The organism is Bacillus sp. SRL543 (assembly GCF_984799205.1).
This window is the reverse complement of the sequence record NZ_OZ481794.1, coordinates 1,426,657-1,448,608: the sequence shown is the minus strand read 5'-3', so window position 1 is coordinate 1,448,608 and position 21,952 is coordinate 1,426,657. Positions and strand designations below refer to the sequence as shown.

The following is a 21,952-nucleotide window of genomic DNA, read 5'->3' as shown; positions in this document are numbered from 1 at the left end:
GTGATAGTATGAATTTCTATATACAGCAAACCATTCAGATCAACAATATCCGCATAGGAGGATTGACTAATTCCTCTGTTTTCCAGATCGGGAGTGCGGGAATCATCAAGCCTGCTTCCTTTTTGTATAATACCGGAGGCTTTTTGGAGCCTGCACCCCAGGCGTCGGCCCCAGGAGGAACGCCAATCGAAGCGCCGGCAGTCCCTCTTTCTTCGCCGGCCGCTCCGGCTTATACGAGGTAGCCTGCAAGTTTTGAATATACAAGAAAAGGGGTGGCCGCTTGAATCAGGATTTTTACACGTATATGCAGAAGCTTCATCAGTTTGTCCAGTTTCAGGACAGCAGGATCAAAAAGCTGGAGAAATTGGCCGGCGAACTGCAGCAGCAGCTGATCGCACTCAAAGACCGCCCGCCGATCCAGGTAGATACCATTGAATACAAATTCGACCAGCTGAAAGTTGAAACCTTGGAAGGCACATTGAATATCGGATTGAACCCGTCGGAGCTCCAGGGAATAGAAGACTTTGCCGTTAAAGGCAGCAACGTATCTGTCCCCCCGGCCTCACAGGGACAGATGCAAAGAATCGTGGAAATTGAAGAAGAAATCGAGGCTTTCCTGGAAAAAGATCTGCCGCAGGTCTTTGCAGAAGCAGCCGGCAATCTGAATTTGGAGGCGGACTCTTCCTATCTTTCTTTTATAAAAGAAGATGTAAAAAAACAGCTGCCAAGCAGGATTGATTACTATGTGAAGCAGGCACAAAACAATCAGCAGATGGCAAGGAATCCCGAAGGCTGGTGGAAAGAAGCTGCTTCCCTGATAAAAGGGGAAATCCGGAACGGGGTGAAAGCCTTCCTTGGGAATCTGCCTGAAAATATGAAAGGGATGAAGAAAGAATGAACTTCGAGGTTTACAACAGAGACTTGAACGTCGGCAGCATACGCGTACTCGGTGTCTCAAGCTCCTCACTGCTCATGGTCGGGGACACCCAGACCATCCAGCTTGCCTCTACCTTTGATACCCCGGCGGAATCCCTTATAATCGGCCCGTTTGTGCCGCTGACTCCGGAGTGATGAGATGCTTCAGAGAACAGCAATCGTCAATAAACTGAATGTGGATACCGTCTCCTTTTCCTCCATCCTGCAAGTGGGAGATTCTGAGTATATACAGGGGTTTTCAAGGGCGCTTGCCGTACAGCGCCAAGCTGAGGTCTTTTTCGCAAACGAAGGAAGGTACAATGATTATTCAATCTTTACAGAGCCCCTTCCCCTTCCGGCCCTTGAAGATCCCCTTCAAATGTATGTACATCAGGGCAAGCCGGCCATTAAAGTGGATTCTATAGATGTTATCGGTATTTCAGCATCATCACTGGTTCATATCGGCAACAGCGGCCATGTTTCAATGGAGTCGCGCGTCAAGCATATCCGCCAGCTTCTGCCTCTTCAGGAAACCTGACAGAAGGGGCAGGAAAAGCAATGCCAGAAAAAAGGAAGTGGTACAATGCCTGCAATTATCGGACCTGTGCAGATCGTGAATGTTGGAGGAGGAATCGTGCAATTCGGGGATGCCCTGTACATTTCCCCAAAAAATAACTCCAAATCAACGAGCGGCCAGGGCGCCTTCAATACGGGCGGATTCATCATTACAAATAACGGCCTCAATGCCAGCAATGTACTTGACACCAATCTGATCGACCAGCCAAACGTGGGGAATAATTAAGAACTTCCGGCCCTTTCGGCATCTTAAAAAGAAACATGGATTTTCTATTTTTTTCTAGCATTTGACTTTTTAGCCTTCGTCAGCTTTGATGAAGGCTGCTTTTTTATCCATTTCAGAAATTTGGCAATCTGGGGGTCATCCTTCAAGAGCCCGATCGAATTCAGCCTCACTGCCAATTCGGAATTTGGGTATAAGGCATGTATCTGCTTATGGCACGGAATGCAGAGATTGGCCGTCGGGAGGAATGTCCCGCCAAACTCTTTTGGTGTAAGATGATGGACAGTCACCATGACAGGCTCCCGTCCGCAGAGCTCGCATATGCCTTCTGCAGCGCTTCTCTTCACCATTCGGTCAGCCTCCTTCTACAGTTTCATTTCAATGAAGATAAAAAAGCAAAAGAGTCTCCCCTTTTGCTTTCTTATTATCTCTATTCAAGCTTCAGAATATGGCCGCCGTCAAAAAAGAATAGATATCTTTCATCAACAGACTGTTTGGCAATGGCTTCATACGCTTTTGCATACAGTCCTATCTGGATATCATACCTTTTTTCGAGGACCGGCCTTGCCTCCTCAAAACCGCCATTGTAGCGTCCATGGATGCTGTCCGATTTATAGTCAAGCAGGACTGTACCATGCTCATCCTCAAAGATACAGTCGATGATCCCCTGGACAAGGACCGGTTCTTCGGTTCCCTTCCAGCCCGGGTAGGCGGCGCTGGCCGGCAATGCCAGGTTGAACGGGACCTCCCTCTGAATCCTTGCAGCGTTTCTCATCCTCATGCCAAGCGGTGTTTGGAAGAATCCCGCAATGAGGGCCGGGTCAATCACCTGGACCTGTTCTTCCGTGAGCAGCTCCTGATGTTTCATATCCGCCAGCTGTCTTGCAATCGACTCTTCTGTAACAGGATTTGAGAGGTCCGCGTGCTGCATGACCATATGCATCGCCGTGCCCCGCTCTGCAGGTGTCATCGACTTTTCCTGCATGAACCTTGGGCGGTTCAGGATCGGCTTTTTCAGATTCCTGACAAGATCGCTGCCGCTCTCTTCATCCTTCACTTCACTCTGCCGCTTCATTTCCGACACAGATTGCTTCGATTTGTGGGAAGCTGCGGAAGGATAACTGTACTGCCAGGAAAGCGAGTTCTGTATTTCCTCTTTAAAAGGGGACTCAGCCGGCACAGGTTTGCCTTCATACACCCTGTCGATCCACTGCTCCCCGGCTTCATCACTTTTCTCCTCCTGAGCCGCCGAACCGGCTGCCTGCCTGATTTCAATCCTCCATGACGATGGATGCAGAGCGATCTCTTTTTGGCTCCCTATGACAGCATCATCCTGCCCGCTTCGAAGGGGCTCCCCGTCCCGGTGGCGGATAAGGGCAGGGCCGATCCAATCAAGATAGCTGGAAGCCGCCGCCCGTTCATATTCATCCAGCAGCCAACTGTCTTTTTGGGACCCCTGCTGCCAGCCAGCCAGTTTCTTTTCAGCATTTTTCACACTTGCCACAAGGAAAAGATGTTCTTTGGCACGTGTCAGCGCTACATACAGGACACGCATTTCCTCTGCCAGCATTTCCATTTTCTTTTTCCTTTTAAAAGCAAGCTGTGGCAGGGATGGGTAGGAAATACGCTTCTCAGGATTCACATATTTGGCCGCAAATCCATATTCCTTATCAAGCAGATAGGACTTTTTCAAATCCATCGTATTGAACTGCCTTGCCAGTCCTGCCGCGAATACGACAGGGAACTCCAGCCCCTTGCTGCTGTGAATGGTCATCACCCTCACGACATCCTCCTGCTCGCCGAGTGCGCGTGCTGCCCCGAGGTCATCGCCCCGTTCCCGCATCCGTTCAATGAACCGCAGGAAGCGGAAAAGGCCCCGGAAAGAAGTTGCTTCATATTGGCGTGCCCGGTCGTACAGTGCCCGCAGATTGGCCTGCCTTTGCTTGCCCCCAGGCATTCCGCCGGCAAAATCATAGAAATGGGTATCGCGGTAAAGCTGCCAGATCAGCTCGGAAAGCCCGCCTTTCCTTGCCATCGACCTCCATTCGGCAACCTTCAGGAAAAACGGCTTTACTTTATCATACAAATCTCCGCCTTTCCTTGTTTCACAGTAGGCCCTGAGAGCTTCGTAAAAAGAATTCTTTTTATCAGCAATCCGTAGCTGGGCAAGCTCTTCCTCATCAAGGCCGACAATCGGGGACCTTAAAACAGAGGCAAGCGGGATATCCTGATGCGGGTTGTCGATCACTTTCAAAAGGCTCATCATGATGGCAACCTCGGTTGCTTCAAAATAGCCTGAAGACAGATTCGCATAAATCGGGATCCCCTGCTTTTTGAACTCTTCCATGATCTGCGGAGCCCATGTCATCGACCTGAGAAGGATGACCATATCACGGTACATCAATGGACGGTATGTTCCGGATTTAGGCTCGTACACTTTTTTGCCGGATGACAGCATTTCCTTGATCTTTTCAGCCATCAGCCTGGCTTCATGCTGTGACTGTTCCAGGTCCTCAAGGTCGTATCCTGCATCACTTTCGTCCTGCTCCTCATTTTGGGCCTTTTCCTGACCGGCGAGGTCGATCAGATGGAGTTCTACAGGGTACGGCAGGTCTTCCGGATACGAAGCTCCCTTGACAAGCTCGGCAGCCTGGTCATAATCGATTTCCCCCACTTTTTTCCCCATCACCTGTTTGAAAAGGAAGTTGGTGCCGTCGAGCACTTCCCTTCTGCTGCGGAAATTTCTTGCAAGGTCGATTTTTAATCCTGTCTTCTCGCCATCAACCGTAAAGCGGGTATACTTGCCGAGGAATAGATTGGGCTCTGCCAGCCTGAACCGGTAAATGGACTGTTTTACGTCGCCCACCATAAACAGATTGCCGGTCTCTTCCCCATCCTTCGTCACGAGCTGCAATATCGCTTCCTGGACCATGTTGGTGTCCTGGTATTCATCAACCAGCACTTCCTTGAAATGGTCCCGGTATGAAAGGGCTGGCTCGGAAGGCAAAATAACACCCTCCTGCCTGGCCGAAGGGTCAGAAAGAATCTCCAGGCAAAAATGCTCCAGATCGGCAAAATCAACAAGTCCCTTCTCACTTTTAACGGTGTTGAATTTCTCTGAAAAGGATCGGACAAGGCTGACGAGCATATCGATATGCGGCTTCATCTCCCTGATATCCTTTATGAAACTTTCCGGCCTGCGCGAAAAGAACTCCGACTGCAGATCCTGGATCATTTTCTTCGCCTTATCTCTATATTTTTGGGCCTGCTTGACCAGATCGGGATCATATTCATCGCCTTTGCAATTTTTCGCCCGGCCGAAGCTCCAAAGCTGCATGGCTTCGTTCAAGCTTGCCCAGGAATGATTGTTGGCGGCTATCAAGGTATCCACTGCACTGAGATCATCGATATAGTTCTCAGCCCTCGGAGCAGGCCCGCCAGGCGTTTTGGAAAGCTCAAGTGCATTTTCCAGCAGCTGCCTTGCTCCATCAAGCTGCAATCCTATGTCGAACAGGACGCTTGACATGAACGGAAGCTCTTCCAGTTTTGCATCGCTGCCGACTTCATACATCTGCATTATCATCTCGAGATATTGATCAGGCGCCGGGTTGGAGCGCGCAAAGTCATACAGTTCCCTGATGATATCCTGGAGGGCCGCATCACTTCTGTCGCTCGTAAAAGCATCGACCAGGCGATAAAAGTCTTCATTGTTTTCCTTGCCGTATTCTTCTTCAAACAGTTCTTCAAGCACTTCATCCCTGAGGAGCTGCCCTTCTGTCTCATCGGCAATGCGGAAGCCGGGATCGATATCGATCAGATAATAATATTTCCGGATCACCTCAAGACAGAATGAATGAAGTGTGGAAATAGAAGCCCTGCTCAGCAGGCTTAGCTGCTTGCGCAGATGCGCAGACTGCGGATCCCTGTTTATAGACTTCTCAAGCGCTTCCCCGATCCTATGCCTCATCTCTGCAGCAGACGCATTCGTAAACGTCACAACGAGGAGCTCATCCACATTGACCGGCTCTTCCCGGGATACAATCTTATTGATGATCCTTTCAACCAGTACAGCCGTTTTTCCGGAGCCAGCTGCTGCGGCCACAAGAATATCCTGGCCCGAAGCCATGATCGCCTTCCACTGGTCGTCCGTCCAGCTCGCCCCCTCGGGCTTTGGAGGGATAATTGCTTTAGCCAATATCTCCCGCCTCCTTTTTTATCCTATCCATCAGTTCTTCCTTAGACTTAGGGGCCAGCACCCTGTATTCATTCGATTCAACCGATTCGTCAAACTGGCAGACCGATTTGAATGAGCAGAATGTACAAGGCACTTTGTCCTTCAATTTATAAGGAGCAATATCTGCCGCTCCGCTTATGATGCGGTCCCCTGTTTTTGCATAAGTTCCCCGGACGAATTTCCGGAGGCTGTCAAAGTCGTCCCTTGTTGCAACCTTCGACCTCTTCGTGATTGTCCCGTCCTTTTTAAATCCAGCCGAGATAATTGAGGAGTCGCCGGAATCAAGGGTCTGATCCATGAGCCTCAATACATTTTCATCCCCGAGCAGCAGTCCGTTCATTTTGAACTTCTTAAAAATTTCCTCTTCAATTTCGTCGAGTGTGAGAAGTTTCGGTGAGTTCACAATCGGATTATGGACATGGAAGTACATGACCCCTGCCGGATCGGCCTTTTTCCCTGCTATATCCCCTGAATGGGTGATGATGATGTCCAGATACGTGAGCATCTGCAGGGCAAGTCCATAGTAGACCTCGCTGATATTCAGGTCCCTTGCGCTGGATTTATAGTCGATCACACGAAGGTAGACCCCATTTTCATTTTCCGCTTTATCAACCCGGTCAATCCGGCCGACCAGCTCCATGTTCGTTCCATTCCTCAATTTGAAGGACAGAGGGGGCAGCTTGTCTTTCGGACCAAAGCCAAGTTCAAGCCCGACCGGGGAAAACCCGCTTGCCTTTGCATGCTCGCTTAGAATATAGGAAGCCCTGCTTATGATATTCTCGAGCTTGCGTTTTATATAAAAGTGGCGGTTCGAGCTTAGCAGTATTTCATTCTGAAGCTTCGGAGCCAGCATCTCAACTGCCTCTTTGGCAAGCTTCTCACACTCCTGCCTTGTCATGTCAGACCATGACATCCTTTTATCCATGACGGTTTCGGCGATGAACTTCAAGGCTGCATGGAACAGGTCGCCGATATCAGGCGCTTCCAGCCGGAAAATCTTCCTGTCCCTGAGCTTCAGGCCATGCTGGGCAAAATGGGAAAATGGGCAGCTGTGGAAAAGCTCCATCCTTGATACACTTGCCTGGATCGTTTCGCCGTACAGTTCTTTGGCTGCCTCTTCCGAGAGCCTGGCCGTTCTGTTTTCGTAACTCAGGCTGGACAGCACTTTCCTGGCTGTGTCTCCGAGCTGCGGGTGGGATTGATAATAGTTGTAGACATCCCACCAGATCCCGCTGATCTTATAGCCACGTTTATTCATCTGAAGCTGGGATGCCAGATAGGAAAGGCTCGTATCTTCATTCGCAGCGAATAATAATTGCTCTTCCTCGGGAAGTTCGAACGGATCGGCCATCCACATCAGCTGCCGTGCCTCTGGGAACAATTCGTTCGCCCGGCTGATGTAAGGCGACGGCATCAGTGCCTTGCCTTCTTCATTGGCGAGCGGGTAACTGATGTACAAATAGGATGAAGGGGTGGAAAATGCCCGATAAGCAAGAAAATCCTCATCCAGGAGCCTGATCTTGCTTCCATGGGCAATTTTAAGCCCTGACTGCAGAAGCTGCTCCCGGTCAGCGTCAGCAAGCACTCCTTCATCAGTGAACTTTCCGGGCAGGACGCCTTCATTCAGTCCAATCACAAATGCTGCCTTTATATCCGATAAACGCGATTTATCCAGATCTGCAGCCAGCACCTGGTCCATTGCAGGCGGCACAAGTGAGAAGCGGAGCGATTCCATTCCGGAATCCAGGATGCTGGCAAACTGCTTCATGGAGATATTTTCATCCCCGAGCATCTCTACAAACTGGTCGAGAAGCTCCATGACAGCATTCCAGGCCTGGTCATGCTCCCTCGCCTTCACAAGGTTACCTTTTTCTTCTTCCTCCAGCTTCCATCGCTCTAGCTTGGATGGGATATCAAGCTCTTCCAAATAGAGATAAACAGCCTCGCACAGCCTTCTTCCGCTGTCAGCCTTCTTAAGCCTCCTGGAAAGCCGGAGTATCGGAGCGGCAATCAGGTCCCTCATTTCATTAAGCTCTTCTTCCCGCTCTTTTTCCGCATCTGTCTGGACCATTGATTCGAATTCAAGCCCCCTGATGCGGCGATAATTCCAGCGGTCCTTTTTTGTCCATTTTCCACCCTGGACTCCATATGCCAGAACATAGTTTTCAAGCTTGTCCATTTTTTCCCTGACCATATCAAGATTTGCCTGAGATGGAAACAGCAGTTCGGTTTTGACTGCGCGGAAAACAGGCTCATATCTCCAGAAGCCGGTAATCACTTCAAGTGATGAGCGGATCAGCTCAATGAGGGGGTGGTTCATCATCGTCCGCTTTTGATCAATGAAAAACGGAATCTCATAATCATCGAATATCGTTTCAATGATGTCATGGTAAACCGATCCATTCCTCATCAGAAGGGCGATGTCTTTATAACGGTATCCCTCTGATGCCGCCAGCCTTTTAATCTCTCTGGCTGCACCTTCTATTTCGGCACGCCTGTTCACTGCCTGTGCTATTTGGACATTCGCCTTGCCCGCGTACGGTTCGGCAGGCCTGCTGCTGAAAGCTTTTTCCATATGGCGCAGCGATTCATTGTCCCAGCGCTGCTGCCCCTTCAGCAGGACTTCCTGTTCCATCCCGGCCCCGGCCATCCTCGCAATCTCGTAAACCGACTGGTATGATTCAGCAGACATCCTGAAAAGGTGAAGGTCTTCCGGCACTGCTGTTTTGTACGGCCTGTCAAGCGTGAAGGTCACCGTCACCCTTTTGCAGACTGTGATCAGCTGCTGGATGATCATATATTCCTGGGGCGTATAGCTGTAAAAGCCATCAATATAAATTTCAGCATTTTTCAGGTACTCCGACAACTCTGCTTTTTCAGTCAGAAGCCTGAAATAGTCTTCGGAATCTACGTACTTGCCAAGCAGGCCCTCTTCAAACTTCTCATAAATCAGCTGCATATCGTGCAGCTTGTCCTGGAGGCCCCTGCTGCCCCTGCCGGCACCAAGCTCTTCCCTTTTGCCCGCGAGAGCTTCAGGGCCGATGCAGTAGCGTTTAAATTCAGTAAGCATTTGCTCCATTTGGCCGATAAAGCCGTTCTTTCCTGCTGCCCGCTGAAAGATTTTCAGTTCATCCTTTTTATCTTCAATGATCTTCCTGATGAGCATATTGACGCCAGTGCTGTTCAAATGATAGCGGCTGATCCCGCCTGTTTCCTGGAGCACCTTCCAGGCAAGCCTTGTGAAAGACAAAACCTGTGTACGGATCATCCCGCCAAGCCCCGGGGTTGTGATGAGCTTATATTCCGAAAGAAATGTCATCTGCTCTGGCACCAGATAAACAACTGGATGGCCATTTGGCTCCTGCTTCATTTTCTCCCTGATTTCTTCAAGGCAGAGCGAAGTCTTGCCGCTGCCGCTCCGGCCTAATATAAAACGTACAGACATCCATGGTCCTCCCCTATTATCCGTCTGCTGGTTCCCCCTGGCCGAAAATGCCTGATCCGGAACCTCTGTATCTTGCTATTTAAGTGCGAAAAAGGCGCAGCTTATTCTGCGCCTTTGAAAAAACAACTCTATTTTTTACAGCAGGCGCCAATAAAACAGCTGCCCTTATATATCTATTATTATACTCTTTTTTCTGCTTTGTTGCCAATGGATTACACTGGACTGGGAACAACTTTCCAGATGGTCTCCACTGGCATATATTAATTAAATGCGGAGGCGGCCTGCTTCATGATGGAACGCAGGCTAAAGGTGCTGCAACCTGCGGGAGCGCCTGCCTGAACTGCAGCCTGCAGGCCAGGCATAAGAATTTTGTTGAAAGGAGGGAAGCTAACGCAAATGAAAACACGTTTATCCGCCTCAGGCGCCCTGCTTGTGGTTTCCGGGATACTTGTTGCCTCGAACATTTATACCCTCATTCCCATATACGGTGAAATAGCCGCCTCTCTCGATGCAGATGAAGGAGCAATCATCACAGCTGGGAGCCTTTTTTCCATCTTTTATGCAATTGGCCTTTTAACATTCGGCCCCCTGTCAGACAAGGCAGGCAGAAAGAAGGTCATTGTCTTTGGGATGCTCGCTTCTGCACTTGCCACTTTTGCGGTCGGACTTTCCGGCAGTGAAGGCAGCCTTTATTTCCTCCGGTCGCTTCAGGGATTTGTTTTAGGAAGTTTTGCGCCAGTGGCTTTTGCCTATACTTTCGACTTATTTTCCGGCCGCGGCAGAACGCTTCTGCTTGTGCTCATCAATACAGGCTTTCTCCTCGCAGGCATACTCGGCCAGCTGATCAGCTCTGTCCTTACGCTTCATTATGGCTGGCATTCTGTCTTTTTCTTTTTTTCTGGATGCTATCTTGCGCTGTTCATTTTAGCCTGGTTTCTGCTGCCTGCCGCAGGAGAGCCTGCAGTCCAGGAAAGCGCCTTGGCATCCTTTGCGGTCCTGCTGAAAAATAACAGGCTTCTGTTATGCTATGTGATATCGTTCACTCTGCTGTTTTCCTTTGCAGCTTTCTATGACAGCCTTGCACGGCAATTCAGCGGCACCTTCCAGGAACTGTTCCTTCTAAGGGCGGCAGGCATGGCAGGCGCCATTTTATCTCTTTTCACCGGCAGACTGATTGAAAGATCCGGGGTTTACCGCACACTAAGAACCGGCCTTTGGCTTGGGCTCCTGAGCATCTTCCTTCTTCTCACCGGGGCGGAAATCCATGTCATTCTATCAGTCGCTTTCGTCGCCTCGATTTCTCTCTTGATTCCTTCCATTATCACTTTAATTGGATCATTTGGCGGAGAGCGGCGCGCCAAAGCATTATCACTCTATTCTTTCATTCTGTTAACCGGGGCGAGCCTTGCCTCGCCAGCTGCTGCCATCCTGCCTTTTGCCGGGGTGCTCATTCTTCTGTTATGCTGTTTTGCGGTTGATCTGGTGATTGTTCATAGGCTTGAGAAGAAGGAAAGGGATTATTAGGGGGAGGGGCGAAGCAAGCCTTCCTGCTTCTGCCCGGGGCTGACCGAGATAATCCCATGCCGGCCATTCCTGCCAGCCGCTGTTTCTTGTCAGCGCAAAAAGCCCGGAATCTGTCATTCCGGACTTTTCTGCCATTCTCTGCGGAGGAGCCCGTAGAGAAACATATCATATCTTTGCCCGTTTCGTTCCATAAACTCACGGAAGGCTCCTTCTTTTTTAAAGCCGATTCTTTCATACAGCTTGATTGCCCGGCTGTTATAGGAGAACACTGTAAGCTGAAGGCGATGAAGATTCAGTTCATTAAAGGCATAATCAATCAGGCAAAGAAGCGCTTCTCCTCCATAACCTTTCCCCCAGTGCTCTTCGCTGCCGATGCCCAGGCTGACCCAGGCAGTCTTATGCGTCCAAAGAACGCCATTAACCTCAGCAAACCCGATTGCCTTTTCAGTGCTTTTATGGATGACAGCAAACCGGAAGACATCACTGGTGTCCTCCAGCCATTGCTTTTTCAGGTCGTCCTTCGTTCTCGGCTTTACAGGGACGGCATCGAGATGGCGCATAAAAAGCTCCCCTGTATGCCACTCCAATATGTTTTCCAGATCTTTTTCCGCAAAATAGCCTAGTCTGATATTTTTGCCTTCCAGCAGTTTCTCTGTAATCATAACGATCTCCCCAGTTGTTTCCAGAGGCTTTCAGCCGCCGGGAGTACCCTTTTATTCGATGTGGATGCCGAATTATCCTTCTTTAGCAGCTGCCATTTCTGCCGCAGTCATTTTCAGCTGCTTTTTGTCAATCTTCCCAACATGGGTCTTTGGAAGCTTATCAAGAAAATAAATGAATTTAGGGACCTTATAAGCAGCGAGCTTTTGCCTGCAATAACTCTTTATCTCTTCTTTGGTCATGGCAGCTGCTTCCTTCAGCACAATGAATGCCGTTACTGCTTCCCCCCATTTCCGGTCATCTATCCCAATGACAGATACTTCATCCACTTGCGGGCAGGAACCCAGCCACTGCTCCACTTCCAGCGGGTATACATTTTCCCCTCCGGTGATGATCATATCCTTCTTCCGTCCGACTATATAGAAGAACCCTTCCTCATCGACTTTTGCGAGGTCACCGGTATAGAGCCAGCCATCTCTTACAGCATCCTTTGTGGCCTCTTCATTATTCCAGTAGCATGAAAAGACATGACGCCCTTTTATCAAAACCTCCCCAACTTCTCCATTTCCTGCCTCGACACCTGTTTCTGCCATAATTTTCACTGTGTTGAACAGCATCGGCCTTCCGATGGATCCTTTTTTCAGTATAGCTTCCTGCGGGCTGATATAAAAATTATTCGGCCCGGCTTCTGTCATGCCGTAGCCCTCTTTGAAGTGCAGCCCTTTCCTCCTGAATTCTTCATAAATCGAAAGCGGGCACGGAGCACCTCCTGAAAGAAATACCCTCATGGACTCAAACTTGCCTTCCTTAAATTCCTCTGTTTCTATCAGCATATGGTACATCGTAGGCACAAGCAGGATGATGGTGCACTGATATTCCCTGATATAACGGGCTGCATCAGACGGATTGTAATTCCCGGCGAGCACGACTTTGCCTCCGGCCATCAGCAAAGGCAGTGTTAGGGCGTTGATGCCTCCGGTATGGAACATCGGCAGATAAGTAATTGTCGTATCCTGGTTCGTAAGCCCCCAGCTGACTGCCGTATTGACGGCGTTCCAGAAGATCGCCCGGTGGGAAAGCACAGCTCCCTTCGGCTTCCCTGTCGTTCCCCCCGTATAAATCATGGCAAGGGGATCCTCCTCATCGACCTGCCATGGAAGAATGAATGGGCGGCCAGGCATCCTGAAGGGTGTTTCGTCCAGGCAGACAGACTCAAATTGATGCAGCTGCAGGCGTGATGCGAGTTCAATGAATGAATAATGATAGCCTATTATTACGGGTGTGCAGTCTGCCAGTATAGCCTGGATCTCTTCCGCCGCAAGCCTCCAGTTGACCGGCACGAAAATAGCCCCGATTTTTCCGCAGGCAAACAGAAAGTCCAGGCAGCTTATATGATTAGGCGCAAGCAGCGCGATCCTGTCACCTTTGACAGCTCCCTTTTCAAGCAGCCAGCCGGCCAAGGCCTCCGCCCTGATGTTCAGCTCTTTATATGTCCAGGATTTCTCCTGTTCAGCGTCAATAACTGCCACAGTGCCGGGCGACAGCCCTGCTCTATTGGTCAGCCAGTCGATTTCCCTCCACAATGCAATCTCTCCTTCATCTTTGATATGGAAAGTGTAAATAACATCAGTTGCAGAAGAGTTACACTTGGATGATTTTCCATACTCCGGAAATAATAAAGCTGAGTTATTACTTCGAGAAAAGAGGTGCAGCCTTTGAAAATGATGGAATCTCCGCCAGCCCTGCTGGTCCTGGATGTGCAAAAGGGCTTTGACGACCCATATTGGGGGAAAAGAAACAATCCCGGCGCAGAGGAAGTGATCGGGCAGCTGCAGGGGGAATGGAGAAAAAGAGGGTGGGAGATCATTTACTCGCAGCATTTATCGGTTCAGCCTTCGTCTCCTTTATACCGTGAAAACGCAGAGGGTGTGAGCTTTAAAAATGCCAATGCCCCGCTGCCGGATGAGCAGGTTTTCCAGAAGGAAGTGAATTCTGCGTTCATCGGCACGAGCCTTGAGTCATATTTAAGGGGCAAGGATATCCGGAATGTCTGCATAACTGGATTATCGACACAGCATTGCGTCTCGACCACCGTAAGGATGGCGGGCAATCTGGGATTCAGCACCTATCTTGTTTCCGATGCTTGTGCCGCGTTTGAAGCCAAAGGTACTGGGGGCACGGTTTATCCTCCTGAGCAGGTGCATGAGATTGAATTGGCGATGCTGAATAAAGAGTTTGCCCAGGTGGTTACTGCTGGGGAGCTGATGGGGTTACTTGTTTAAAAAAGCTATAGCTTATGAGGACAAGCAAATAAGGGTTAGAGGAGTATATGGGGGCTGTTGATTTGCGTTCCAGGCACTTCGCTTTCCGCGGGGCGGCGCTGAGCCTCCTCGTCGTGCCTCCTGCGGGGTCTCAGCCTTGCCGCTATCTCCCGCAGAAGTCTTCGTGCCTTCCACTCCAATCAACAGGGTTTTAAAATTTTTTTGGATATACATGAGTTTACTAAAGAGCTATAGAGGTTAATAGCATTTTCTATCTCTATAAACTCCTGCAGCACTTTGGAGAAAAAGGGATAAACCATTTAAGTCCATGGTTTTCTCTTGGTATGGGGTGTTGATTTCCGCTCCAGGCACTTCGCTTTCCGCGGGGCAGAGTTGAGCCTCCTCGCGCTGCGCGCTGTGGGGTCTCAACATTTCCGCTATCTCCCGCAGGAGTCTTCGTGCCTTCCACTCCAATCAACAGGGCTTTGAAAATTTTTGGGCAAGTAAATTTCTCCTGAGAAAGACGGGGACACTCCATTTTGATATCTCCGTGTTTAATATTTCTATTCCCAAAACATTTGGAAATAAGAATGCTTTCACCCATCCCTTTTGTGTGCAAATAGAAAGAGAGGCATCCCATGCCTCTCTTGTTATCTTTCTATAAAAATTGAAGCTCCCATGCCTCCGCCGACGCAGAGGGAGGCGATGCCTTTTTTCAGTTCTCTTCTTTTCAGTTCATGCACCAGGCTGACGATGAGCCTTGCTCCTGTGCAGCCGATCGGGTGTCCCAGGCTGATGCCGCTGCCATTGACGTTCACTTTGCTCCTGTCCAGGCCAAGCTCCTTCTCAACAGCGAGATATTGGGCTGCGAATGCTTCATTCACTTCGATCAGGTCTGCATCTTCCAGAGACCAGCCTGTCTGCTGCAGTCCTTTCCTGACTGCCGGGACCGGTCCCCTTCCCATGATTTTAGGGTCGACGCCTGATACTGAAAAGCCTGCAATCCGGGCAAGCGGCGTGAGCCCTTTTGCCATTGCCGTTTCTTCGGACATAAGTACCAGTGCCGCTGCCCCATCATTCAGGCTGGAAGCATTCCCCGCCGTCACGGTTCCATTATCCCGGAAAACAGGCTTTAAGCCGGCAAGCTTTTCTGCTGTCAGATCTAGCCGCGGGTTCTCATCCCGGGATACAACGGTTTCCCCTTTCCTGTGCTTGACTGTTATAGGTACAATTTCTTCTTCAAAATAACCTTTTTCAATGGCGTTCAGGGCGCGCTGGTGGCTTAGGAGGGCAATTTCATCCTGCTCTTCCCTTGTAATCCCATGAAGCTCTGCCAGATTTTCAGCTGTTTCACCCATCATGATATGGTGGATCGGATCTTCAAGGATTTCCCATACAGAATCGGTGATTTTCCCATGCTGCATCCTCGCTCCCCAGCGGTGGTCCTTCAGGAGATACGGACTTGAACTCATAGCCTCCACACCGCCCGCCACTACGATATCCGATATACCGGCCTGGATTTGCAGGGCTGCCGAAATGACCGCCTGCATGCCGGATGCACATTGCCTTTGGACAGTAAATCCCGAGGTCTCATCCGGAAGCCCTGCCAGCAGTGCTGCAGTCCTGGCCGTGTTGGGCTGGTCAGTCCGCTGGATGCAATGGCCGAGGATCACCTCATCGATTTCATGATTTTCCAAACCGCTTCTCTTTACAGTTTCCTTTATGACTGGTACAGCCAGATCGGTTGGCAGGAGATCCTTGAACGCGCCTCCGAAGGTTCCGACCGCCGACCTTGCAGCTGATACGATAACCGCAGTCCTCATTTTTCTTTCCCTCCCGGCAGACTATTTTACATCATAATGCCGCCGTCCACATGCAGGACGGTTCCATTAATATAATCAGATTCATCGGATGCAAGGAATAAATAGGCATTGGCAATATCCTCCGGGCTGCCCAGGCGCCCGAGCGGCACCATCTGTTTCATTTGCCCGATCACTTTCTCAGGAACCTTTGCTGTCATTCCTGTATGGATGAAACCCGGAGCAACCGCATTGACGTTGATGCCTTTTCGGCCCAGCTCCTTAGCCCAGGTTTTTGTCATGCCCACAACCCCTGCCTTCGCGGCAGCATAATTGGTCTGGCCGATATTTCCGTAAACCCCTGATACAGATGAAGTGCTGATGATCTTCCCTTTCCCCTGCTCGATCATGCTCGGGACCACAGCCTGGGTGCAATGAAATACACCGGTCAGGTTTACATCAATCACTTTTTGGAAATCCTCGGCAGCCATCTTTGCCAGCATACTGTCCCGAGTGATCCCCGCATTATTGATCAGGATGTCTATTCTCCCATAGTCTTCAAGCACCTGGCGGACCAGTTCGTCAATGCTCTCCCTTTTTGCTACATCCACCTGGATAAACCTGGCCTGCAGCCCTTCTTCCCTTAATTCCTCTTCCCTTTGCCTGCCGATTTCCGCATCGAAATCGGCCAGGACCACATTGGCCCCTTCACGTGCAAATCTTTCGGCTGCGGCAAGCCCAATTCCGTTGGCCGCACCAGTAATAATGGCTGTTTTCTCTTTTAGTCTCACTTTAATACCTCCAGCTCTTTATCCAAAAATTCCGACATCACATCGAGCAGCTGCCCGATATCATCGACGAGCGGGGAATGGCCGCAATCCTTCAATTCTGCAAAGTGTGCATTGCTTCCGATATCCTCAAGGATTTCCCCGGCCATCCCCGCTGTTATTACCTGATCCCTGTCTCCTCTCAGGACCAGCACCGGCACCTTAATTTTACCCGCGTCCCCTGTTCCGGCTGCTGCACCGTTCGGAACGGAACCTATATTGAAAATATTAAGAGAATGATAAACTTCAGCAAGATTCCGCTGTGTCAGCATATCATCCAGATACTCTTCATATCTTGCAGGCTCCGGCTGATTTTTATCATAAATAAGGGCATCCCACATTGCCCTTAAAAACATCCGGTCCCCTCTGTCATAAGCCGACTGCACAGGAATCGTCTTGCTCTTATCCGCCTTTACTTGTTCCAGGCTTGCCAGGCGTGCTAATGAATCAGGCACAGCATCCCCTGACGTCCCGTAAAACGGGTATCCTCTTGTGGAAGCTGAGGCCAAAAGAATCAGGCGCTTGCACAGGCCGGGATTGTCTGCAGCAAGCTGCATAGCAACCGCGCCTCCAGTCGACCAGCCGGCAACAGAAAAATCGGAGAGTCCAATTGCATCGCAAAACAGCTTTACATCATCCGAAAAGTCTTTGATGGACCGGATTGGCTCGAAATAAGTGGATTGGCCGAACCCTCTAAGATCGACCGCATACAGCTTATATTTAGGATCCAGATGTTCAAACACCAGGTCCCAATGCTTCGAGGAAGTCATATTGCCATGGATGAGCAGCAGCTTGTGCCGGCCGCCTTCCCTTTCCCTCCAGCTGATGGTTTCCCCGTTGCTCAGCGCGGCCTTTTTCAATACTATATTCTTATTCACTTTCCATCCTCCCCCCATCTAATGACAGAAGCACCCCAGGCATAGCCTATGCCTGCACTGACGAGGACCGCTATTTTCCCCGGTGCCAGCCTTCCCTGTTCCTCAGCAAGCTCCAATGACAGTATTTGATCAAATTGGCCGATATGCCCAAAATCCTCAAGGTAAATAGATTGCCCGTGTCCAAGGCCCAGCTCCTGAAGGACAAAATCGTGGGCAGACCTTTTCATATGGAGCATCGCAAGATAATGGATATCATTCTCCGCACAGCCGCTTTTTGCAACCGCTTTCCTTATTACCTTCAGAAAGTTTTCCATGGACTTCTGTTCCAGCCTTTGCTTCATCCCGGCCGGATCCATCACATCCAGCTGATAGAGGCCGTTTTCAAGCGCCTCTGCCGTCATGGGGTTTTTGGTTCCTCCTGCCACGACCGCAACATCCTCTGAAAAAGATCCATCGGTTATAATAGCGCTTTCCAGCAGCCTGTTTGAGGACAGTCCTTTTTTCAAAAGGATCGCACCGCCCCCTGCTCCCAGATTGAACATAAACCGGGTCCTTTCATTTTCGTAATTGATGAAGTCCCCGTTCCTGTAGCCGCCGGCAAGCAGGACTGTCGATATGCCGGGATCTGCTGACATCATATCCTTCGCTGTCTTCAGCCCCATTATAGCGGTCCCGCAGCGGAGGGCCATATCAAATGCATAGGCATTATAGGCGCCGACTTCATGCTGAAGCTTGATGCCTGCTGTCCATAAGGGGTATTCTTTATATTCTTCGCCGATATAGATGACCAGGTCGATTTCCAGCGGATCGATCCCAGCTTTCCCGATGGCCTTGCGGGCTGCCCTGATCCCCATTTCGCAGGTGTGATCTTCTGGTCCTGGAACCGGCTTCTTTTTGATCCCCATTTTATTTTCCACAATGTTAAGCGGGATTCCTGCTTTTTTGGCAATTTCTGCACTCGTTATATATGTTTCCGGCAAATAAATGCCTGTTGCCATAATTCCGATATCCAGTTTTTCCGCCTCCTTATTGCACCGGCCCCAGCACCCCGGCTGCCATTTTCATATAATCATTGGCTTCTTCAAGCGTTTCAAAGAAAGTTTCCCTGTCTTCCTGCACATGCGTCACCTTAATTCTCCAATTCCTTTTGCCTGCTGTCCCTTCCTGGTCACTCAGATATATCCGGATAATGAACGAGGCAACCTGGCCATGAACCATCTTCTCCCCCCTAGCCGGCAATCTTTTCTTCTTTTTTGTCTGCTTTCTTTTCAGTGCGTTTCCATCGCTTCCCTTTGAGCGTCCCGAGAATCCCTTTCGGAAAGAACATAACGGCCAATATATATATGATCCCAAAGAAGATGATCCACCGTTCAAAAATCCAATGGACCTTTGCAAGTTCTGTCAGCCAGTGATGGGCAAATTCAATGATCCCGGCTCCGATGATGGCGCCCGCCAGTGTTCCGACTCCACCTATAATCGTCATCAGCAGGGCATCAAGAGTGATATCCATTGTAAAAACGCTCGTGTTGACGAAACGGAGGGATATGCTGTACAGCATCCCGGCAATTCCTGCTATAACACCGGCGGCAACGCTGGCGGCAATTTTGTACTGAATCACATTATAGCCAAGGGACTCTGTCCGCTGTTCATTTTCACGGATGGCCTGGAGCACCCTTCCGAGCGGGGAATGGGTAAATCGCGACAATATCATAAAAACAAGAATCATAGCCGCCAGGCAGATAAAGTAAAAGTCTGTCCGGTCTTTTAATAGTTCCGGTACCCTGAAGGTAAATCCGTCGTTTCCGTACGTAACTGTTCTCCATTTCTCGGCAAGGACCAGGAAAAGGCCTGCAAAAGCCAGGGTCAGCATGGCATAAAAATGGCTTTTCAGCCTTAATGTCAAAAGTCCGACTGCATAACTGAGGACAGCGGTAAGGACAATTGTCAGCAGCACAGCCAATAGGAGGTTCACCATCGTCGGATCCATCCTTTTCATCATCACGCCTGCTGTATAGGCGCCGATCCCGAAAAACATGGCATGGCCGAAGGAAACGATCCCTGTATATCCAAGCAGGATATCGTAGCTCATAGCAAAGATGGCAAAAATAAAGATCTGTGTAAACAAAATCAGCATTGTCCTGGATTCATACACAAATGGAAGCAGCATCAATGCCGCTGCTATAAATGTGTAAACCATAGCCTTTTTATTATCAATGATATACTTCATACTCCCCGCCCCTTCAATCTGAATAGACCCTGCGGCCTGAAGATAAGCACGGCAGCCATTAGCAGCATGTTAACGGCCAGGGAAAGAGATGGAACATAATAGGACATAAAGGCTCCGGCAAGCCCTACCAGAATGGCAGCAAGAATGGACCCCGAGAAACTGCCCATTCCCCCAATTACAACGACAATGAAAGCAAGGATCGCAAACTCCATCCCCATTTCCGCATGGATGACACCCGAATACGGGCCTAAAAGCACACCGCCCAAGGCGGCCATTCCCGATCCTGCCATGAAAACAACCATAAAGACTCTTTTGATATTGATCCCCAGCGACTGGACCATCTCTTTGTCCATAACCCCGGCCCGTACAACAAGGCCGATTTTCGTGTTGCGGAGAACAAATTGCACCCCGAGAAAAACAAGCAGCCCGACGATGATGATGAACACCCTGTATTTAATGATGATCACTCCGCCTAGCTCCCAGCTGCCGGCCAGGTAGGACGGCGGGGCCGCGGATAGCTGATTGGGACCCCAGACAACTTTGAGAAGCTCGGATAATACAAGCATCAGTCCAAGTGTAATCAATATTTGCTGGACATGATTACCGTACACCGGCTTGATGATCCACCGTTCTGTCAAAAAACCCAGTATGAGCCCGGTCACGACTGCTCCGATGATCCCGGCAGCAAAACTGCCTGTCTGTGCAAATATCCATGTCCCGCTATAGGCCCCCCATGCAAACAGTCCGCCATGGGCAAAATTAAGAACGTCCATCAGTCCGAATATGAGCGTCAGGCCTGCTGCCAGCAAAAAAATCAGCATGCCGGTCGCAAGCCCGTTTATGGCAAGGTTGATTAGCACCTCCATCATTTACTCTCCTTTCTAGGCAATGCCCAAATATTTTTTCCTCATAGATTCATCTTCCTTCAGCACTGACATCGGCCCGCCCCCGACCGTTCCTCCATCATCTATAATGTAATAGCGGTCACCAACCGCGCTTGCCATCATGAAGTTCTGCTCCACAAGGACGATCGTGGTTTTTTCCTTCATTTGCATGATTGAATCCATCACTTTTTCAACCATGATCGGTGCCAGTCCTTTGCTCGGCTCATCAATCAGCATTAAATCATTATCATTGACATAAGCTCTTGCGATGGAAAGCATCTGTTTCTGCCCCCCGCTCAAAAGGCCGCCCGGCTTTTTCCAGAAGCGCTTCAAATCCGGGAAAAGATCCAGCGTCCAATCCAGCTTTTCCAAAGCGGATGGAGTTTCTTTCCGCATGGCCACCTTCATATTTTCCTCAACTGTCAGCCCTGCAAATATGCCCTGGTCCTCCGGCACATAGCCAAGCCCTTTTCTCGCAATTTCAAAAGGAGGCAGGCCGCCGATTTCGGCACCTTTCCACTCAATGCTTCCTCTGCTCAGGACATTGTGCCCCATGATGGTTCTAAGGGTGGAGGTCTTCCCTGCACCGTTGCGGCCCAGAAGTACAGTGACTTCCCCTTTCGCCACTTCCAGCGAGACTCCCTGAAGGATGTGGTACTGGCCTATATACGTTTCTACATCTGTCAGCTTAAGCTGAGCCTGCATGCTCAAAACCTCCCAGATATGCAGATTGCACTGTTTCATTTTCCATGATTTCCCGAGGCGTTCCCTTAGCCAGAAGGGAGCCATTGAACAGCACCATGACACTGTCTGATAAATCAAGGATCATATCCATTTTGTGCTCAATCAGAATGATGGTCCTGCCGCTTTCCTGTTTGATTTTCCTGATGACTTCAAGGATGGCCGGAACCTCTTCCAGCGACATCCCTGCTGTCGGTTCATCCAGCAGAAGAACCTCCGTATTCAACGCGAGGAGCATGGCAATCTCGAGCTTCCTTTTCTCGCCGTGCGCCAGATTGGCGGCTGCTGCATCCTGTTTTTTATCAAGCAATACCAGCTTCAGCCATTCAGAGGCCCTTTCTTCGAGCTCTTTATACCTCTTGAAATGGTGCAGCATCTGGTATCGGATGCCGGCCTGGGACTGAACCGCAAGCCTTACATTCTCCAGCACAGTCAGGCTGGGAAACACATTGGTTATTTGAAAGCTTCTGCCGATCCCCCTTCTCGTCCTTTCAACAGGAGAAAGCTTTGTGATATCTTCCCCGCGCAAATGGATCGATCCCCCTGTAGGGGCGAGCTGGCCGCTCAGCAGGTTGAAAAAAGTCGTTTTGCCTGCCCCATTGGGACCGATGATCGATAAAAATTCATTTTCCGGGACAGAAAGCGAGACAGAATCCACTGCTTTATGGCCTCCGAATGATATTGATAAATCTCTTGTTTCTATGATTGGACCCACATGCCCACCTCCACTTTATATTCAGCTGCCTGCGGCATACTCC

The 21,952-nt window shown here is 49.8% G+C and carries 21 protein-coding genes; 7 read left to right on the top strand and 14 right to left on the bottom strand.

Annotation, left to right across the window (positions count from 1 at the left end; all coding sequences use genetic code 11):
- Positions 1–8: 8 nt before the first annotated feature.
- Genes AC4E8B_RS07420 through AC4E8B_RS07400 form a run of 5 tightly spaced genes read left to right on the top strand, consistent with a single transcriptional unit; the run spans position 9 to position 1,717 of the window.
- Complete coding sequence (locus AC4E8B_RS07420) at positions 9–242, top strand: spore germination protein GerPB (RefSeq protein ID WP_490217942.1); 234 nt, start codon at positions 9–11, stop codon at positions 240–242.
- A gap of 38 nt (positions 243–280) precedes the next feature.
- Positions 281–898 (top strand): spore germination protein GerPC, encoded by a 618-nt coding sequence (gene gerPC, locus AC4E8B_RS07415; protein ID WP_490217941.1) that lies wholly within the window; start codon positions 281–283, stop codon positions 896–898.
- The gene (locus tag AC4E8B_RS07410) at positions 895–1,071 is read left to right on the top strand and encodes a hypothetical protein (RefSeq protein ID WP_009794019.1); all 177 of its coding nucleotides are present in this window, start codon (positions 895–897) and stop codon (positions 1,069–1,071) included. Before gerPC ends, AC4E8B_RS07410 begins: the two co-directional genes overlap by 4 nt.
- Positions 1,072–1,075: 4 nt before the next feature.
- Complete coding sequence (locus AC4E8B_RS07405; protein ID WP_490217940.1) at positions 1,076–1,453, top strand: spore germination protein GerPE; 378 nt, start codon at positions 1,076–1,078, stop codon at positions 1,451–1,453.
- Positions 1,454–1,498: 45 nt separating this feature from the next.
- Entirely contained in the window at positions 1,499–1,717 is a 219-nt protein-coding gene (locus AC4E8B_RS07400) for a spore germination protein (RefSeq protein WP_009794017.1), read from the top strand.
- 44 nt (positions 1,718–1,761) lie between these two features.
- On the opposite strand, the gene hlpB is transcribed toward AC4E8B_RS07400, so the two are convergent.
- From hlpB to addB, 3 genes are all read right to left on the bottom strand, one after another.
- Entirely contained in the window at positions 1,762–2,064 is a 303-nt protein-coding gene (gene hlpB, locus AC4E8B_RS07395) for an HNH nuclease-like protein HlpB (RefSeq protein ID WP_490217939.1), read from the bottom strand.
- A gap of 80 nt (positions 2,065–2,144) precedes the next feature.
- Positions 2,145–5,909 (bottom strand): helicase-exonuclease AddAB subunit AddA, encoded by a 3,765-nt coding sequence (gene addA, locus AC4E8B_RS07390; RefSeq protein WP_490217938.1) that lies wholly within the window; start codon positions 5,907–5,909, stop codon positions 2,145–2,147.
- The gene (gene addB / locus AC4E8B_RS07385) at positions 5,902–9,393 is read right to left on the bottom strand and encodes a helicase-exonuclease AddAB subunit AddB (protein WP_490217937.1); all 3,492 of its coding nucleotides are present in this window, start codon (positions 9,391–9,393) and stop codon (positions 5,902–5,904) included. Before addB ends, addA begins: the two co-directional genes overlap by 8 nt.
- A 396-nt stretch (positions 9,394–9,789) precedes the next feature.
- Here addB and AC4E8B_RS07380 point away from each other — a divergent pair, with 396 nt between their 5' ends.
- Positions 9,790–10,917 (top strand): MFS transporter, encoded by a 1,128-nt coding sequence (locus AC4E8B_RS07380; RefSeq protein ID WP_490217936.1) that lies wholly within the window; start codon positions 9,790–9,792, stop codon positions 10,915–10,917.
- 113 nt (positions 10,918–11,030) lie between these two features.
- On the opposite strand, the gene AC4E8B_RS07375 is transcribed toward AC4E8B_RS07380, so the two are convergent.
- Together AC4E8B_RS07375 and AC4E8B_RS07370 are read right to left on the bottom strand one after the other, a co-directional pair.
- Complete coding sequence (locus tag AC4E8B_RS07375; RefSeq protein ID WP_490217935.1) at positions 11,031–11,579, bottom strand: GNAT family N-acetyltransferase; 549 nt, start codon at positions 11,577–11,579, stop codon at positions 11,031–11,033.
- Positions 11,580–11,651: 72 nt separating this feature from the next.
- Positions 11,652–13,160 (bottom strand): class I adenylate-forming enzyme family protein, encoded by a 1,509-nt coding sequence (locus AC4E8B_RS07370; protein ID WP_490217934.1) that lies wholly within the window; start codon positions 13,158–13,160, stop codon positions 11,652–11,654.
- A 138-nt stretch (positions 13,161–13,298) separates the two neighbouring features.
- Between AC4E8B_RS07370 and AC4E8B_RS07365 the strand changes: the two genes are divergently transcribed.
- On the top strand, positions 13,299–13,859 hold the full coding sequence (locus tag AC4E8B_RS07365; RefSeq protein ID WP_490219558.1) for a cysteine hydrolase family protein: 561 nt from the start codon (positions 13,299–13,301) through the stop codon (positions 13,857–13,859).
- Between the two features lie 629 nt (positions 13,860–14,488).
- On the opposite strand, the gene AC4E8B_RS07360 is transcribed toward AC4E8B_RS07365, so the two are convergent.
- From AC4E8B_RS07360 to AC4E8B_RS07320, 9 genes are read right to left on the bottom strand one after another with little or no spacing between them, the layout of a single operon-like run.
- Positions 14,489–15,661 (bottom strand): thiolase family protein, encoded by a 1,173-nt coding sequence (locus AC4E8B_RS07360; RefSeq protein WP_490217933.1) that lies wholly within the window; start codon positions 15,659–15,661, stop codon positions 14,489–14,491.
- 26 nt (positions 15,662–15,687) lie between these two features.
- On the bottom strand, positions 15,688–16,428 hold the full coding sequence (gene fabG / locus AC4E8B_RS07355) for a 3-oxoacyl-ACP reductase FabG (protein WP_490217932.1): 741 nt from the start codon (positions 16,426–16,428) through the stop codon (positions 15,688–15,690).
- Positions 16,425–17,360 carry an intracellular short-chain-length polyhydroxyalkanoate depolymerase gene (phaZ, locus tag AC4E8B_RS07350; protein WP_490217931.1) on the bottom strand — a complete coding sequence of 312 codons (936 nt, stop codon included), beginning with the start codon at positions 17,358–17,360 and terminating at the stop codon, positions 16,425–16,427. The genes fabG and phaZ overlap by 4 nt, the downstream gene beginning before the upstream one ends.
- Complete coding sequence (locus tag AC4E8B_RS07345) at positions 17,339–18,340, bottom strand: 3-oxoacyl-ACP synthase (RefSeq protein WP_490217930.1); 1,002 nt, start codon at positions 18,338–18,340, stop codon at positions 17,339–17,341. Before AC4E8B_RS07345 ends, phaZ begins: the two co-directional genes overlap by 22 nt.
- Positions 18,341–18,368: 28 nt before the next feature.
- Positions 18,369–18,560 (bottom strand): hypothetical protein, encoded by a 192-nt coding sequence (locus tag AC4E8B_RS07340; RefSeq protein WP_490217929.1) that lies wholly within the window; start codon positions 18,558–18,560, stop codon positions 18,369–18,371.
- A 10-nt stretch (positions 18,561–18,570) separates the two neighbouring features.
- Positions 18,571–19,569 carry a branched-chain amino acid ABC transporter permease gene (locus AC4E8B_RS07335; protein ID WP_490217928.1) on the bottom strand — a complete coding sequence of 333 codons (999 nt, stop codon included), beginning with the start codon at positions 19,567–19,569 and terminating at the stop codon, positions 18,571–18,573.
- Complete coding sequence (locus AC4E8B_RS07330) at positions 19,566–20,435, bottom strand: branched-chain amino acid ABC transporter permease (protein WP_490219556.1); 870 nt, start codon at positions 20,433–20,435, stop codon at positions 19,566–19,568. The genes AC4E8B_RS07335 and AC4E8B_RS07330 overlap by 4 nt, the downstream gene beginning before the upstream one ends.
- A gap of 15 nt (positions 20,436–20,450) precedes the next feature.
- Positions 20,451–21,158 (bottom strand): ABC transporter ATP-binding protein, encoded by a 708-nt coding sequence (locus tag AC4E8B_RS07325; protein WP_490217927.1) that lies wholly within the window; start codon positions 21,156–21,158, stop codon positions 20,451–20,453.
- Positions 21,142–21,909 carry an ABC transporter ATP-binding protein gene (locus tag AC4E8B_RS07320; protein ID WP_490217926.1) on the bottom strand — a complete coding sequence of 256 codons (768 nt, stop codon included), beginning with the start codon at positions 21,907–21,909 and terminating at the stop codon, positions 21,142–21,144. The genes AC4E8B_RS07325 and AC4E8B_RS07320 overlap by 17 nt, the downstream gene beginning before the upstream one ends.
- Positions 21,910–21,952 lie beyond the last annotated feature (43 nt).

What these genes read in the sequence shown, in the direction of transcription:
- AC4E8B_RS07420 (WP_490217942.1), top strand. Translation starts at nt 9, where the DNA reads ATGAATTTCTATATACAGCAAACCATTCAGATCAACAATATCCGCATA.
- AC4E8B_RS07410 (WP_009794019.1), top strand. Translation starts at nt 895, where the DNA reads ATGAACTTCGAGGTTTACAACAGAGACTTGAACGTCGGCAGCATACGC.
- AC4E8B_RS07405 (WP_490217940.1), top strand. Translation starts at nt 1,076, where the DNA reads ATGCTTCAGAGAACAGCAATCGTCAATAAACTGAATGTGGATACCGTC.
- AC4E8B_RS07400 (WP_009794017.1), top strand. Translation starts at nt 1,499, where the DNA reads ATGCCTGCAATTATCGGACCTGTGCAGATCGTGAATGTTGGAGGAGGA.
- hlpB (WP_490217939.1), bottom strand. Translation starts at nt 2,064, where the DNA reads ATGGTGAAGAGAAGCGCTGCAGAAGGCATATGCGAGCTCTGCGGACGG.
- addB (WP_490217937.1), bottom strand. Translation starts at nt 9,393, where the DNA reads ATGTCTGTACGTTTTATATTAGGCCGGAGCGGCAGCGGCAAGACTTCG.
- AC4E8B_RS07380 (WP_490217936.1), top strand. Translation starts at nt 9,790, where the DNA reads ATGAAAACACGTTTATCCGCCTCAGGCGCCCTGCTTGTGGTTTCCGGG.
- AC4E8B_RS07375 (WP_490217935.1), bottom strand. Translation starts at nt 11,579, where the DNA reads ATGATTACAGAGAAACTGCTGGAAGGCAAAAATATCAGACTAGGCTAT.
- AC4E8B_RS07365 (WP_490219558.1), top strand. Translation starts at nt 13,299, where the DNA reads ATGATGGAATCTCCGCCAGCCCTGCTGGTCCTGGATGTGCAAAAGGGC.
- AC4E8B_RS07360 (WP_490217933.1), bottom strand. Translation starts at nt 15,661, where the DNA reads ATGAGGACTGCGGTTATCGTATCAGCTGCAAGGTCGGCGGTCGGAACC.
- phaZ (WP_490217931.1), bottom strand. Translation starts at nt 17,360, where the DNA reads ATGGGGGGAGGATGGAAAGTGAATAAGAATATAGTATTGAAAAAGGCC.
- AC4E8B_RS07345 (WP_490217930.1), bottom strand. Translation starts at nt 18,340, where the DNA reads ATGGCAACAGGCATTTATTTGCCGGAAACATATATAACGAGTGCAGAA.
- AC4E8B_RS07340 (WP_490217929.1), bottom strand. Translation starts at nt 18,560, where the DNA reads ATGGTTCATGGCCAGGTTGCCTCGTTCATTATCCGGATATATCTGAGT.
- AC4E8B_RS07335 (WP_490217928.1), bottom strand. Translation starts at nt 19,569, where the DNA reads ATGAAGTATATCATTGATAATAAAAAGGCTATGGTTTACACATTTATA.
- AC4E8B_RS07330 (WP_490219556.1), bottom strand. Translation starts at nt 20,435, where the DNA reads ATGGAGGTGCTAATCAACCTTGCCATAAACGGGCTTGCGACCGGCATG.
- AC4E8B_RS07325 (WP_490217927.1), bottom strand. Translation starts at nt 21,158, where the DNA reads ATGCAGGCTCAGCTTAAGCTGACAGATGTAGAAACGTATATAGGCCAG.